We start from the raw sequence: 13,933 nt of genomic DNA, 5'->3' as shown, positions 1-13,933 counted from the left end.
GCGTTGGACAAAGCCAGTGCTGCGTGCAAGGTCATTGGCGATTGCGGCGGTGCACGACACCCTGGCCGAGGTCTGCGACACGCTGCTCTGGCGGCTGCCGCTGACCAAGGAGCTGGAGCGCTTCTACGTGACCCTCCAGCGCGGCCACCTGCGCGCGGCCACCGCCGTGCTCCAGACCTGGGAGCCGCCGGATGTCAGCCCGCCGGCGATCGCCGCGACCCTGCGCACGGCCACCAATCGGCCCGTCGCGATCCTCGATCAGCTGCCGGCGGTGATCGACGGGCCGTACCGCGAGCAGGCCACCCGGCTCGCCCCCGAGTCGCCGGCCCACCCCTGGCTGGCCGCGCTGCTGGCCAGCGAGCTGCGCGGGGTCTGGGACGCCACCACACTCCACGCCATCCTCGACGTGACCTACGACGTGGCGATCGCCATCGACATCCTGACCTACCGCCGGCCGCGGGCGATGCGCATGGCCGAGCTGGCCTACAACGCGGCCAAGGTCGCCGCCCGCGACCAGCAGGCGTTGGATCTGCGCGCCCATCGGGTGATGGGCGCGGCCGAGCAGATCCTCCACGCGCTTGTGCACCAGGGCTTGCACTCCGTCCAGGTCGCGGTGCTGGTCGGTGGCGAGACGCCCGAGGCGCTGGAGACGAACGTGGCCGAGACGCGCAGTCGGCTGGGCGCGCAGCTGCACCTGCTGCGCCCGCACCACGTCCAGGGCGAGCTGTTCGTATGACCACGGCAACGGGCTATGTACGCGTGTCTTCGGACGAGCAGGCGGAAGAAGGCTTCAGCCTGGCGGCGCAGGAACGAGCGATTCGTCTCTACTGTGAGCTGCATCAGCTCACCTTGGGCACGATCTACGTTGATGATGGCTATACTGGCACCAACGGTGATCGCCCGGCGTTCAAGCGGTTGCTGGAGGATGCCAAAACCGGTGCCTTCCAGACCGTGATCGTGCATAAGTTCGACCGTTGGGCGCGCAATACTGAGCTACTGCTGCACACTATTCGTCGGCTCAGTGAGAAACACATCGCCTTCGTCTCAATCAGCGAGCAGGTTGACTGCTCCACGCCGGCCGGCAAGATGATGCTGACCATTATTGCCAGCACGGCCCAATTCCATAGCGACAATCTCAGCGTTGAGGTGCGGAAAGGGATTCTTGACAAAGTACAGCAAGGCTACTGGCACGGACCGTACCCGATCGGCTACCAGAAAGGTCCTGATGGCGTTCTGACGCCGACGAGTGACGCTGATGCGGTGCGGCTCATAGATAGCTCTACGAGACCGTTGACGCCCAGGTACGGGAGTTGGTCAAAGCGCTGGTATTACCGCAGGATCTGAGGGATGCGGTGATGGCGCGGGTCGAGCAGCTCCTGGGTTCTGGGGAGGCAGGGCAGTCATCGGAGCGGGCGACCTTTGAACAACAGCGCAGTGTGCTCGAACACGCCCGGATGTGTGGGCTGATCGTGGGTGAGGTGTATGAAGCGAAACGTCAGGAGATCGAGGCGCAACTCGCGGCGTTGCCGGTGCGACCAGCGCAAGGGATCACACTCAAGGATGTTCGCGAGGCGGCGGCGCTCCTAGAGGATATGGCGACGTTGATGGAGTCCGCTCCTATCCCTGAGCAGCGCGGTATCGTGCGCAGCATCTTCGACGGCGTCTGGGTTACAGCCCACAACGTGTGTGCTATAATGCCAAACAACCTCTATCTGCCTCTCGTGTCCGCCGCCTCGCGTCATTTTGAAGATGGTGAGCCGGGTGGGGGTCGAACCCACGACCCTCTGATTAAAAGTCAGGTGCTCTACCACTGAGCTACCGGCCCCTCACCGCATTATAGCCCAGGTGATCGGCAGCGTCAAAGCAGGTGTGCTATACTTCACCCAACACTATCGCCGATCAGATAGAGAGGCCTGTATGCCGTCCGTTCCCGTACCGACGATTATCGAGCGCACCGCCCGCGGCGAGCGCAGCTGGGATATCTTCTCGCGCCTGCTTCAGGAGCGCGTGATCATGATCGGCACGCCGATCGATGATGATATGGCCTCCTCGGTGATCGCGCAGCTGCTGGTGCTGCAGCACCAGGACCCCGAGCGCGATATCTGGCTCTATATCAATAGCCCGGGCGGCGTGGTCCGCGCCGGACTGGCGATCTATGACACGATGCAGCTGATCACCCCTGATGTCGCCACGGTCTGCATCGGCCGGGCGGCGAGCATGGCGACGGTGCTGCTCTGCGGCGGCGCCAAGGGGAAGCGCTTCTCTCTGCCCCACTCGACGATCCACTCGCACCCGGCCGGCGGCGGCGCTGAGGGCAACGCGCCCGATGTGCTGATCGCGGTCAATGAGATGCTGCGCCTCCAGCGCATGCTGCGCGAGATTATGGCCGAGCACTCTGGACAGACGATCGAGCGGATCGAGCAGGATTTTAGCCGCGATGCCTACCTTAACGCCCAGCAGGCGATTGAGTATGGCCTGATCGATGCGATCCTTGAGCCGACCGCGCGATCATAACGTTGAATGCTGAACGCTGAATGCTGAATGCTGAATGCCGGACATTCAACATTCAGCATTCAGCATTCAACATTAGTTTTAGCCACGCCGCCGTGATGGCGATTGTCTCTGGCTCGATCGGCAGCGAGAGGTGGGTGGCCCGCGGCAGCAGGTGGAATGTGCCCCAGCCCGCTGTGGCCGCCCGCACCTCCTCGTCGGCCCCCCTGTGGAGCACGGCGTCGCGCCCGCCGTAGACCAGCAGCAGCGGAGGGCGGCCCTCCGCCGACCCCGCGCGCCCCAGGCTGCCCAGCAAGTCCAGGGCGTCGAAGAGGTCCCAGGTGCCGATGCGCGCCCGGATGCCGCTGGTGCGCCACGCCATGATGATGTGGTAGAGCGTCCCGTCACGGAAGAGGTCGAGCAGGGGCGGGCGGGCGACCCGTAGGGCCTCGGCGATCTGCACCCACCGGTACGCCTCGCCGTCTAGGCGCAGCCTCGGCGGAGCCTCCCAGAGCGCCAGGGCGTCGCAGGGGGCGCCCTCGGCCACGGCGCGCGCCGTCACCGCGCCGCCCAGGCTCATGCCGAGCAGCCCCACCCGCTCGTAGCGCTCGCGGAGCCAGCGCGCCGGCCCGGCCACGCTCTCGATGATGTCGGGGAAGGCCTGCGGGCGCGGGCTCTCGCCGTGGCCGTCGAGGTCGATCAGCAGCGCGGCGAGCCCCCGGCCCACCAGGGCGTCGGCCAGCCGCCATGCGTAGAAGGTCTTGTCGCAGCCGGAGCCGTGGGCTACGCAGACGGCCGCCCGCGCGCCGCCTTTGGGCGCGATCAGCAGGGCTGGAACCGGCCCGTATCGCGCGGGGATGGCGGGCTGCTGCACTGTCCGGTCGCCATAGTCGCCCGGCAGCAGCTGGCGTTTGGGGTTGAGCCTCGGTCGCGCCAGGGATGCCAGGCCGAGCTGGAGCGGCAGGGCCAGCGGCAGCGCCGCCAGGAGCGCCCACGCCCTCGGCCGCCCGCGCATGGCGGCCAGGGAGAGCAGCGGCCCCAGCGCCCCGCCGCCCCAGCTCAGCCCGCGCAGGCCCGCCCGGTCGGCCAGGGTGTCGAGCGCGCCGAGCCAGATGGCCAGGCTGGTGAGGAGGTGTCGCATCAGAGCATCGCCGCGAGGTCGTCGTAGCGGGCGGCGACGGTGTCGCGCAGCTCGGCGCGCAGGGCCTCGCCGGTGGGCCGGCGGTGGGCGATCTTGGCGATCTGCCGGCTCAGCTCGGTGTCGTGCAGGGTGTCGGTGAGCCAGTGCGCGAAGTCGCCGCGCTCCAGGTGGTAGGCGAGCGAGCTGAGGGGCACGCGGTCGATCGCTGTGCGGAACTCCGATAGGTTGGCGGCCGTGCCGCGCGTCGCCCCCGACGGGTCGCGGAAGACGAACCACTTCTCGCCCGGCAGCGGCACGGCGACGTACTTGTGGATGTGCCGGATGTGCGGCACCCGGCGCGTCCCCGCCCGGAAGGCGATATCGTTGAGCCCGCAGGAGTCGGGGTCGGCCCCGGGCATGCGCAGGCGGGCGTGGCCGCGGGCGAGGGTCGGCAGCTGCGCGCGGCTCTCGGCCCAGCAGGGGTTGTCGGCCAGGAGCGTGTCGAAGAGCGCCAGGTCATCGGAGTCCTTGGTGCGCGTGAGCGCCCAGACCTGCACGGCCTGGGTGATCTCGCTCGCCACCTGGCTCGGCCGGTAGCTCACCACCGCCACGCCCCCGCCGGCCATGAGGTCGAGCACGGTGCCGGTGAAGGGATCGGCCCAGCCGGCGTAGCTCTGCTGGATCTCGTCGATCAGCAGCCAGTGCGGGCGGCCGCAGCGCGCGCGCAGGTCGAGCAGGGCGCGCAGCAGGCGCTCGATGAAGGCGTTGCGGGTGGCGATCGGCATCCACGACAGGTCGATGATCAGGTTGCAGCGGGCGTACTCGCAGATGGTGATCACGTCGCCGACGCGCTGGAGCTGCGTGTCGCGCCCGCCCACCAGCATGGTGTGGGGCAGCGCCGAGAGGCTGCGGTAGTCGCCCTCGGGGTCGATGATCACCGTCTGGTAGCCCTGGAGCATGATCTCCTCGGCGATCAGGCCGCCGAGCCACGACTTGCCGCTGGAGCTGTCGCCGGCGATGCCCCAGACGCCGTCGATCAGCTGCCAGGAGTCGATCAGGAAGGGGGTCTGGTCGGACTGCCAGCCGAGGCTGAGCTGGCGCTCGGGGCGCGGCCGGCGCTCGCCGACCCGGCCGGCGATCAGGTCGCGGATCAGGCCGCGCATCCCGGCGGAGGACGGCTCGGGCAGCACGATGTCGGCGATCGCCTTGAGCGCCGGGGTCGCGTTGTCGACGGCGACGGCCAGCTCGGCCAGGCTGAGCAGGGTGTGGTCGTTCTCGGCGTCGCCGCAGGCGACCATGTTGCGCGCCGAGAGCCCCAGCTCGCGCAGGGCGTAGGCCAGGCCGGTGCCCTTGGTCGCCCCGAGGGGCAGCACCATCACCGCGCCGCGGTTGTACTCGACGCTCGCGCCGCCGCCGTGGGCGCGCAGGGCCGCCAGGATCGGCTCGTCGTGCGGCACGTGGGTGGCGATCAGGGCCATGCCGTGCTCCAGCGGCAGCTGTAGCTCGCCGATGCGCTCTAGCAGCGTGGCCGGCAGCCGGCCGAAGGGCAGGAGCACAGCATCCTGGCGCGGGAAGTAGACCACCGCGCCGTCCTCGGCGACGATCGCATCGAACAGCTCGGCGAACGGCCCCTCCGGCGTGAAGCTGTCCAGCGTGCGCCCGGTCACCAGGATCAGCGTGATGTGCGCCGCCTTCGCCGCGCGCAGGGCGTCCCATGTCGCAGATGAGACACGACCATCCTCGGCGAGCGTGCCGTCCAGGTCAGAGGCGAGAATGTTCAGGTGCACAGGCCGCCTCGCTTTCTGTATGTCTGACAGGGTGAACTGGTACAATAGGCATTGTACATCGATTGATCTGAGTTCTGCGTAGTTTCCTGAATATTGTCCGTGATATGTCCCCTACAACGCCTATGGACGACGACACGATCGCGGCGATCGCCACCCCGCCCGGCGAGGGCGGGGTCGGGCTGGTCCGCCTGAGCGGCCCTGAGGCCCTGGCCATCGCGGGGGCGATCTTCCGACCGGCCCGCCCCGGCCCGCTGCGGCCCTTCCGGCTGCGCTACGGCCACGTGGCGGACCCGGCCTCGGGCGCGCTGGTGGACGAGGCGCTCTGCGCGTTTATGCGCGCGCCGCGCAGCTTCACCCGCGAGGATGTGGTCGAGATCTCGTGCCACGGCGGCCCGCTGCCGGTGCAGACGACGCTCGGGCTGGCCCTGGCCGCCGGCGCGCGCCTGGCCCGCCCCGGCGAGTTTACCCTGCGGGCCTTCCTGAACGGGCGGATCGACCTGACCCAGGCTGAGGCGACGCTCGATGTGGTGCGCGCCCAGACGGCGGCCGGCCTGGAGCTGGCCCAGGCCCAGCTCGGCGGCTGGCTGGCCCGCGAGGTGCGCGCCGCCCGCGCCCAGCTCATGGAGTGCCTGGCCTACGTCACCGCCGTGGTGGACTTCCCCGAGGACGAGGTGCCCGCCCAGGACATCGGCCCGCAGCTGCGCGCGGGGCTGGCCGCCGCCGAGCGGCTGCTGGCCGGCGCCGCCCAGGGCATGCTCTACCGCCAGGGCGCCCGCGCCGCCCTGGTCGGCCGGCCCAACGTCGGCAAGTCCTCGCTGCTCAACGCGCTGCTGCGCGCCGACCGGGCGATCGTCACGCCCATCCCCGGCACGACCCGCGACACGCTGGAGGAGACGGCCAGCCTGGCCGGCATCCCGGTGGTGCTGATCGACACCGCCGGCATCCACGCCAGCGCCGACCCGGTCGAGCAGCTGGGGGTGGAGCGCTCGCGCCAGGCCCTGCGCGGGGCCGACCTGGCCCTGCTCGTGCTCGACGCCGCCGCCCCCGTCTCACCAGGCGACCTCGCCATCGCGAGGCTGACCGTCGATAAGCCGACGATTGTGGTGTGGAATAAAGCAGACGCCGCGCCCTCGACATTCGACATTCAACATTCCACATTCAGCATTCAACACTCACCGCTGGCGAGCGTCGCCACCTCGGCCTCAACCGGCGCCGGGCTGGAGGATCTGGTCCAGGCGATCGCCGGCGCGCTGCTCGGCGGCGCCCCGCCCGCCGCCGGCGAGGCCCGCCTGGTGAGCAGCCCGCGCCACCGCGACGCGCTGCTGCGCGCGGTGGCCCACCTGCGGGCGGCGGCAGAGAGCTGGGAGGCGGGCCGGCCGGCCGACCTGCTGGCCGGCGACCTGACGGTGGCGCTGAACGCGCTCGGCGAGATCACCGGCGAGACGGTGGGCGACGACCTGCTCGACCTGATCTTCTCGCGCTTCTGTATCGGGAAGTAGGGACGGCTCGCGAGCCGCCCCTACTTTGGCAGCCACCCCCGGATCGCCGCGATCACCTCGGCGGGCCGCTCGACCATCGGCATGTGCCCGGCGCCGCTGACCGTGACCTGACGCGCGCCGGCGAGCCCGGCCACGAGCTCGGCGCTCAGCTTCGGCGGGACCATGCGGTCCTCGGCGCCGGCGATCACCAGGGCCGGCATACGCAGCTCGGCCAGGCGCGGCCTGATGTCGAAGCCGTCGCAGGCGATGAAGTCATCCCGGAAGACGAGCGGGTCGCAGCTGTGGGCCTCGGCGGCCCCGGCGGCGCGCAGCTCGGCGGGGGCGTCGTCCGCGTAGAGCATGTCCTCCAGCTGCGTGACCGCCGCGCCGGGGTCGCTGGCCAGCCCGGCGATCAGGGCCGGCAGCACGCGCAGACGGGCGCTGGCCCCCGCCAGGACGAGGCCGGACACGCGCTCGGGGCGGGCCGCGGCGGCGCTGAGCGCGATCGCCCCGCCCATCGAGTGGCCGGCCAGCAGCGCCCGCTCCAGGCCCAGGGCGTCCATGAGGGCGAAGAGGAACTCGACGTAGCCGGAGATGCTATCGCGACCGGGCGGGTCGGAGCGCCCGTGGCCGGGCAGGTCGACCGCGTAGACGCGGGACAGATCGCCGAGGCCGCCGAGGATGTGGCCCCAGTGGCGGTGGCTGCCCCCGGCGCCATGGATGCAGATCAGGGCCGGGCCGGCCTCGCCCTGCGCCGCGTAGAAGGCCCGGCCGAGGGCCGTGTCGATCATGGGCATGATTATCTCGCTTGAGTGTCTTGCAGACTACAGATCGCCGCGCCTAACCTGCAATCTGCAATCTGCAATCTGCAATCGACAACCGCTCACACCATCAGATCATCGGCGGCGACCGCCAGGTCGAAGTCCTTCGCGCTCAGCCCGCCTGCGTCGTGGGTGGTCAGGGAAAGCGTGACCTTGTTATAGCGGATGTCGATATCCGGGTGGTGGCCGGCGGCCTCGGCCAGGAAGCCCACGTTGATCACAAAGGCGAGCGCTGCGGGGAAGCTGGGCATCTTGTAGGTCTTGACGATCAGATCGCCCTGACGCGCCCACCCAACGAGATCCTCCAGCCGCGTCTCAACCTCGTCGTCGCTAAGCTTGCTCATGCTCGGTATATGCTCCTCGCTGATGGCGTATCCCCAGGCGTAGTATAGCCTGTGGCGCGGGCGCGGGTCAAACCGGTGCTGGGGCGCGCATGTGCGCGACCGAGCGGGCCACCAGCTCGCGCAGGACGCCCTGGTCGATGTCGCTCAGCCGCTTGATATAGAGGCAGGACTTGCCGGTGCTGTGGTTTCCCAGCTGGCCCATCAGCTCATGGTACCGCTCGAAGCCGGCCATAATATAGAGGGTGAGGTTCTGCTTGCGCGGGGCGAACCCGGTGAGGAACCAGTCGCCCTCGCGCCCGCTCTTATATCTGTAGTGGTAGCTGCCGAAGCCGATGATGCTGCCCCACATCACCGGCTCGGCGCCGGTCGCCGCGCGCATCATCTCGATGATCGTGTGGCAGTCCTGCCGCTTCTGCTCGTCGGCCACCGTGTCGATGAAGGCGGCGACGCTCTGGTCGCTGGGCTTAGTCTTCAGCTCGGCCATAGGTACCTCCAGCATAGGGTGGGCGTGAGATTGTATAGTACATATATTCTATTACCGCTGTCAAGCACGAGGAGATCCGACATGGTGCGCGAGGCGGTATCACCCAAAGAGCCGCGCGACGGCCTCGCCGAGCTGGCGCAGGCTGCCCACCACATGCACCGCCGAGCAGACCGGCGCGTAGGCCAGCATGTCGCTATCGCCCGTGCCCCAGTCGCGCTGCGGCTCGGGGGTGAGCCAGATCAGGTGGCGGGCGCGCGCGCGGATCTGCCTGAGCGCGCCGAGGCCCGGGTCGCTGCCGTTATTCCGCCCGTCGCCCAGGACGAGCACGGTGGTGCGCCGGTCGACGGTGGCCAGGTGGCGCCGGGCGAAGGTGTCGAGGCAGCTGCCGAGATCGGTGCGGGCGTAGTCGGCGCGGATGCGGGCCAGCACCGTGGCGATGGCCCGGTCGGGCCGGGCGTCGGCGAAGTCGGCGCTGACATCGTGCAGCTCGTCGATATAGGCGAAGGCCCGCGTGCCGCTGAGCTGGTCGCTCAGGGCATAGACGAGGGAGAGGGTGAGGCCGGCCAGGGCGCGCATCGAGCTGCTGAGATCGCAGAGGACGACGAGGCGCGGCCGGAGGCGGCGGCGGCGGTGGTGGGGGGCGAAGGGCACGCCGCCGTAGCGCAGGCTGGCCCGGATGGTGGCGCGCGGGTCGAGCGGGCCGCGGCGGGCGCGGCGGCGGCGCGTGGCGACCCTGGTGCGCAGCTGCTGGGCCAGCCGGGCCACCGCCCGCCGCAGATCCTCGGCCTCCTGGCCGCCCAGCAGGCGCAGGGGCATGTCGATCAGCTCGTCATGTGGGCGGGCCGGGCGGCGCGGCGCCTCGCGGCGGGCCATCTGGCCGGCGATGGCGCGGCCGATCTGATCGGCCAGGGACTCCTGGTTCGCCCGCGCGGCCCGCTCCACCTCGGCGAGCTCGCCCTCGGCCATGCCCGCCGCCCGCAGCGCGTCGAGCAGCCCGCCCAGCAGCCCATCGAGCCGCGCAAACTCGAGCTCGCGCAGCGCCCGGCGGGTCATCCAGGCATGGAAGACCGGGTTGCCCGTGCCCACCGGCGTGGTGCGGGCCAGCAGCGCGGCCAGATGGCCGCGCCCGGGCGCGCTGCCATCGACCATAGCCCGCAGGAGCGCGGCCAGGGCCGGCGAGTCGACCTGGGGCAGCGCGGCGTCGAGGGCCGCGCGCAGCCGCGCCCGGTCATCAGCGCCCAGCGGGCCGCCCGCCGCGCCGACCGCGACCAGGGCCGCGCCGCCGCCCGCGAAGTAGGCCTCGAACAGCCGCTCGAATGTCGGCCGGTCGGCGACCTCCTTGACCAGCGTGGCCCGCAGGGCGTCGCGCAGCACGGCCCGCTCCCCCACGCCCGCCGCGACGATCGCCCGCAGCGCGTCGATCGACTCGGCCACGCTCACCCGCACCCCGGCGGCGCGCAGCGCGGCGATGAATCCGATCACAGCGGAGTCCATGGCTCAGCCCTCACGCTCGGCCGCGAGCGCCTGGAGCCGGTCGCCGACCTGCTGCATCACCTGGTGGGCGATCTGGGAGGCGTTGTAGCCAGCCGGGAGCCGCACGAGGAGCTTGTTGTGGCGGGTACACAGGCTGGTCGCCTCGCTCAGGTTGTGGCTCGCCCATCGGATCGCCAGGATCACCAGCACCACATCGGGCCGCTTGATGTACGGCTCGATCGAGAGGTAGCTCTGCCCCTCCTCGGTGGTACACCAGATCAGCTCCCCCAGGTCGAAGGCCTCGCGGATCGCCTGGATGGTGTAAGGCCGCCGCTCGCCCCCGAGCACCACCACGCTCTGGTCGCGCAGCAGCTCGGCGACCTCGGCCACCAGCGGGTCGTCATCCTCATCGGACGACTCGGCCCCGGCCGGCGCGCTCACTGCGTCGCTGGCCCGGTGCGCCGCCACCGACTCGATGATGCTCGCCGCCCGTGGCGTGAGGGCGAGCCCCTCGGGGATCGTATCGAGGTAGGGGGCGAGCGCCGGCCGCAGGCTCAGGTGGGTGGGCGGCATACCGCTCTCAACCAGAAGATCGAGGGTCTCCCCGACCCGCGTCCACGCCGCCGTGCGCTCCTCGTGGCTGGCGGCCCCGGCGACCTCCTTCTTGATCCGGTAGCGCAGGGTGCCGAGCAGGTTGCGCTGCCGCCGCCGCCGCTCCGTGATCTGGACGACCTTCGCGCCGATCTGGCGGGCACGATCCAGCCGCTCCTCCCAGCCCAGCGGGTCGGCCGGGGCGCCTTTGCGCATATAGCGATCGATATAGAACTGCTCCTCGCTGGCCCGCTGGCGCAGCCACTGGAAGAGCTCAAGCTGGTCATGATCTTCCGCCGCCACGCCGGCCAGGCGCAGGGCCGCCCTGAGCGCCGACTGGGCCTCGGCCGCGATCTCGATGGCGGCGCGCAGCAGCGCCGGCGCGAGGGCGTGCTTGTCGATGACGACGATGGCCGCGCAGGCGGCGGACATCGTGGCGAGGCTGCCCGCCAGCATCGCCGCGTGCCCGTGGTCGATCGCGAACGATGTCTCGTAGCGCAGCATCCAGAGCTGGCAGTCCGGCAGCGCCTTGGCGCGGGCGATTATGCTGTGGGGCACCCTGCTGCGGGGCGAGCTGGCCGGCTGCTCCGCGTACCACATAAGGATCGCGGACTTGACATCGCAGCGATCAATGATGGACTGGAGGTCGAGAGGGGCGGACGGCGGCGGCGGGCGTTGCCATGTGTGGCTCGGCGGCTCCTCGGCGGGCGGCTCCTGCCCCATCAGCACGCGGGCAAGCCGCCTGAGATCCTCCTCTGTGGCCGGCGGGGAGGCCGGCGCCGGCGGGGCGGGCTCCGCAGCCGCCTTCGCCTTCGCCGCATCAGGCTCCGCATCGGGCTCCGCGCCGGGCTCCGCTGCCGGCGGGGGCAGCGGCTCCTCGACGCAAACCTCCGGCCGCTCGGCCAGGGCGAGCAGCGCCCGCCCGATCAGCGCGATGCTCGCGCGGAGGGGCTCATCGTGGCGGGCCCGCTCGCCAAGGGCTCGCAACACTGTCGCGACCGCTGCTTCGAGTGTGGCCTCGCCCGCCGGAGATGGCCCGACGGGCGTCTCGTCTTGCTCCTCCGCCATAGCATATCTCCGATAGCCGCAGGTGCCTCGCTGGCCGCTCACGCGCTATCAGAGACTCTAACATATCTGGCGCGCCGGCGCGCCGCACCTCCGCGGCAGTGCAGGGCATGTGCAATGTCCTGAGCCCCCCAGCGGCGACTGAAGTCGCGCCGGCGAGGCGCTGCGCGCCGAGCGTCGGCCTGCGCCGACGCCACACCCGCCCGCGTAGGCGGGCGGCCAGCCGCAGGCTCCCGTGGCGCGACTTCAGTCGCGCCGGCGAGGCGCTGCGCGCCGAGCGTCGGCTGCGCCGACGCCACACCCGCCCGCGTAGGCGGGCGGGCGGTCAATCCGGTTTCGATTAACCTCATGCACATGGGGCTGAAGCCCCCGGCTGAGTCTACGAAGGCCGCTTCAGCAGCCTGTCCGAGGCCACTTCAATCGATGTGCGTGCGCGCGCTGCCCATCATAGCACCTACGCAGGCCATACGCTACCCCCCCGCCATCGCCCCGACGATCATGAGCGGCTCGCTGCCGGCGGCGACCGCCTCGGGCAGCGGGGCGTCCGGCGGCTCGTGGGAGCGATCCTCCTCGCAGGCGAAGAAGCGCACGAAGGGCCGGCGCTGCTGCGTCGCATGGTCGCGGATCGTCCCGCGCAGCATCGGGTAGGCCAGCTCCAGGGCGTCGAGGACGGAGCGCTGGGTGACGGCCCCCTCCACCTGCACCGTCACCTCGCCCGAGCCGAGGCGGGCCAGCATGCGCAGGTGGGCCGGCAGCATGATGCGGATCATCATGGCAGAGTCTGAACCTCGACCGAGAGGACGGCCGGCAGGTCGCGCATGATCGCCGACCATGTGTCGCCGCCGTCGGGCGAGGCGTAGACCTGGCCGCCGGTGGTGCCGAAGTAGATGCCGCATGAGTCGAGCGAGTCCACGGCCATGGCGTCGCGCAGCACGTTGACGTAGCAGTCCTGCTGGGGCAGGCCGGTGGTCAGCGCCTCCCAGGCATCGCCGCCCGTGCGGCTGCGATAGACCCGCAGCTTGCCCTCGGGCGGGAAGTGCTCCGAGTCGCTCTTGATCGGCACGACGTAGATCGTCTCCGGCTCGTGGGCGTGGACGGCGATCGGGAAGCCGAAGTCCGAGGGCAGGTTGCCGCTGACCTCGTGCCAGAGATCGCCGGCATTGTCGCTGCGCATCACGTCCCAGTGCTTCTGCATGTAGAGCACGTCGGGGTGGGCCGGGTGCATGGCGATGCTGTGGACGCAGTGGCCCACCTCGGCGTCCGCGTCGGGGATGCCCTCGGAGCGCAGGCCACGGTTGATCGGCTTCCATGTCTCGCCGCCATCGTCGCTGCGGAAGGCGCCCGCCGCCGAGATGGCGACGACGATCCGGTTGGGGTTGGCCGGGTCGAGCCGGATGGTGTGCAGGCACATACCGCCGGCGCCGGGCTGCCAGGACGGCCCGGTGGTGTGGCGGCGCAAACCCGAGAGCTCCTGCCATGTCTGGCCGGCGTCGGTCGAGCGGAACAGGGCGGCGTCCTCAACCCCGGCGTAGACGGTGTCCGGGTCGGTCAGCGAGGGCTCCAGGTGCCAGACCCGCGTGAACTCCCAGGGGTGCTGGGTGCCGTCGTACCACTGGTGGGTGCCGGGCACCCCGTCGTAGGCGAAGGCGTTGCCGACCGGCTCCCATGTCGCGCCGCCGTCGTCGGAGCGCTGGATGATCTGGCCGAACCAGCCGCCCGACTGCGAGACATAGATCCGGCTCGGGTCGACCGGCGAGCCCTTTATGTGGTAGATCTCCCAGCCGCCGAAGTGCGGCCCGCTGATATCCCACTCCTGCCGTCGCTCGTCCGAGGTGAGGACAAACGCGCCCTTGCGCGTCCCGACCAACACACGTACTCCGGGCATGCCGTGCTCCTTCTGCTATCGCAACAATGGGGACAGGCTGGAGTATAGAACATCTGGTCTACGAAGTCAATACCCCAACTCGGGGCGGGCGCGTTGGGGGCGACCACGTTGGGGGCGACCACGTTGGGGGCGACCACGTTGGGTCGCCCCTACGAGGATGTTTCGCAACACATTGCCGCGCCGTAGGGGCAGGCCCGTGTGCCTGCCCACAACACATTGCCGCGCCGTAGGGGCAGGCCCGTGTGCCTGCCCACAACACATTGCCACGCCGTAGGGGCAGGCCCGTGTGCCTGCCCACAACACATTGCCACGCCGTAGGGGCAGGCCCGTGTGCCTGCCCACAACACATTGCCGCGCCGTAGGGGCAGGCCCGTGTGCCTGCCCACAACACATTG

General features: G+C 70.4%; 13 protein-coding genes and 1 tRNA gene. 4 read left to right on the top strand and 10 right to left on the bottom strand.

Features of this window, described 5'->3' with window-relative positions; translation table 11 throughout:
* Together K2Z83_RS20545 and K2Z83_RS20540 are read left to right on the top strand one after the other, a co-directional pair.
* Window positions 1-736: hypothetical protein (locus tag K2Z83_RS20545; RefSeq protein WP_220597060.1), on the top strand; the 736-nt coding region annotated here is incomplete at its 5' end.
* Window positions 733-1,344 (top strand): recombinase family protein, encoded by a 612-nt coding sequence (locus K2Z83_RS20540; protein WP_220597059.1) that lies wholly within the window; start codon window positions 733-735, stop codon window positions 1,342-1,344. The genes K2Z83_RS20545 and K2Z83_RS20540, both read left to right, overlap by 4 nt.
* Window positions 1,345-1,750: 406 nt before the next feature.
* Here K2Z83_RS20540 and K2Z83_RS20535 read toward each other — a convergent pair.
* Window positions 1,751-1,825: transfer RNA gene (locus tag K2Z83_RS20535), tRNA-Lys, on the bottom strand.
* Between the two features lie 92 nt (window positions 1,826-1,917).
* Here K2Z83_RS20535 and K2Z83_RS20530 point away from each other — a divergent pair.
* The gene (locus K2Z83_RS20530) at window positions 1,918-2,514 is read left to right on the top strand and encodes an ATP-dependent Clp protease proteolytic subunit (RefSeq protein WP_220597058.1); all 597 of its coding nucleotides are present in this window, start codon (window positions 1,918-1,920) and stop codon (window positions 2,512-2,514) included.
* A 52-nt stretch (window positions 2,515-2,566) separates the two neighbouring features.
* Here the strand turns inward: K2Z83_RS20530 and K2Z83_RS20525 are convergent, their stop codons facing one another.
* Window positions 2,567-3,631 carry an alpha/beta hydrolase gene (locus K2Z83_RS20525; protein WP_220597057.1) on the bottom strand — a complete coding sequence of 355 codons (1,065 nt, stop codon included), beginning with the start codon at window positions 3,629-3,631 and terminating at the stop codon, window positions 2,567-2,569.
* Window positions 3,631-5,397 (bottom strand): DUF5752 family protein, encoded by a 1,767-nt coding sequence (locus K2Z83_RS20520; RefSeq protein ID WP_220597056.1) that lies wholly within the window; start codon window positions 5,395-5,397, stop codon window positions 3,631-3,633. Before K2Z83_RS20520 ends, K2Z83_RS20525 begins: the two co-directional genes overlap by 1 nt.
* Before the next feature lie 122 nt (window positions 5,398-5,519).
* On the opposite strand from K2Z83_RS20520, the gene mnmE reads away from it, so the two are divergent.
* The gene (gene mnmE / locus K2Z83_RS20515; RefSeq protein WP_220597102.1) at window positions 5,520-6,896 is read left to right on the top strand and encodes a tRNA uridine-5-carboxymethylaminomethyl(34) synthesis GTPase MnmE; all 1,377 of its coding nucleotides are present in this window, start codon (window positions 5,520-5,522) and stop codon (window positions 6,894-6,896) included.
* A 20-nt stretch (window positions 6,897-6,916) separates the two neighbouring features.
* Here mnmE and K2Z83_RS20510 read toward each other — a convergent pair whose 3' ends face one another.
* The 7 genes from K2Z83_RS20510 to K2Z83_RS20480 all read right to left on the bottom strand — a co-directional run bounded on the left by K2Z83_RS20510 (window position 6,917) and on the right by K2Z83_RS20480 (window position 13,538).
* Complete coding sequence (locus tag K2Z83_RS20510; RefSeq protein WP_220597055.1) at window positions 6,917-7,672, bottom strand: alpha/beta fold hydrolase; 756 nt, start codon at window positions 7,670-7,672, stop codon at window positions 6,917-6,919.
* A gap of 86 nt (window positions 7,673-7,758) precedes the next feature.
* Window positions 7,759-8,040 (bottom strand): 4a-hydroxytetrahydrobiopterin dehydratase, encoded by a 282-nt coding sequence (locus K2Z83_RS20505; RefSeq protein ID WP_220597054.1) that lies wholly within the window; start codon window positions 8,038-8,040, stop codon window positions 7,759-7,761.
* A 67-nt stretch (window positions 8,041-8,107) separates the two neighbouring features.
* Complete coding sequence (locus K2Z83_RS20500; RefSeq protein ID WP_220597053.1) at window positions 8,108-8,524, bottom strand: DUF1801 domain-containing protein; 417 nt, start codon at window positions 8,522-8,524, stop codon at window positions 8,108-8,110.
* Window positions 8,525-8,623: 99 nt separating this feature from the next.
* Window positions 8,624-10,006: a VWA domain-containing protein gene (locus K2Z83_RS30070; RefSeq protein WP_220597052.1), complete on the bottom strand. Its 1,383-nt coding sequence runs from the start codon at window positions 10,004-10,006 to the stop codon at window positions 8,624-8,626.
* Window positions 10,007-10,021: 15 nt separating this feature from the next.
* A complete protein-coding gene (locus K2Z83_RS20490) occupies window positions 10,022-11,656 on the bottom strand; it encodes a hypothetical protein (protein WP_220597051.1) in 1,635 nt (544 codons plus the stop codon).
* A gap of 467 nt (window positions 11,657-12,123) precedes the next feature.
* Entirely contained in the window at window positions 12,124-12,423 is a 300-nt protein-coding gene (locus K2Z83_RS20485; RefSeq protein ID WP_220597101.1) for a MoaD/ThiS family protein, read from the bottom strand.
* Window positions 12,423-13,538, bottom strand: coding sequence for a sialidase family protein (locus K2Z83_RS20480; protein WP_220597050.1), 1,116 nt, complete (start codon window positions 13,536-13,538; stop codon window positions 12,423-12,425). The genes K2Z83_RS20485 and K2Z83_RS20480 overlap by 1 nt, the downstream gene beginning before the upstream one ends.
* Between the last annotated feature and the right edge of the window lie 395 nt (window positions 13,539-13,933).

Source organism: Oscillochloris sp. ZM17-4 (genome assembly GCF_019599295.1).
In the GTDB taxonomy this organism is placed as follows: domain Bacteria; phylum Chloroflexota; class Chloroflexia; order Chloroflexales; family Chloroflexaceae; genus Oscillochloris.
The sequence above is the reverse complement of the archived record's forward strand: the minus strand, read 5'-3'. Positions and strand labels throughout refer to the sequence as shown.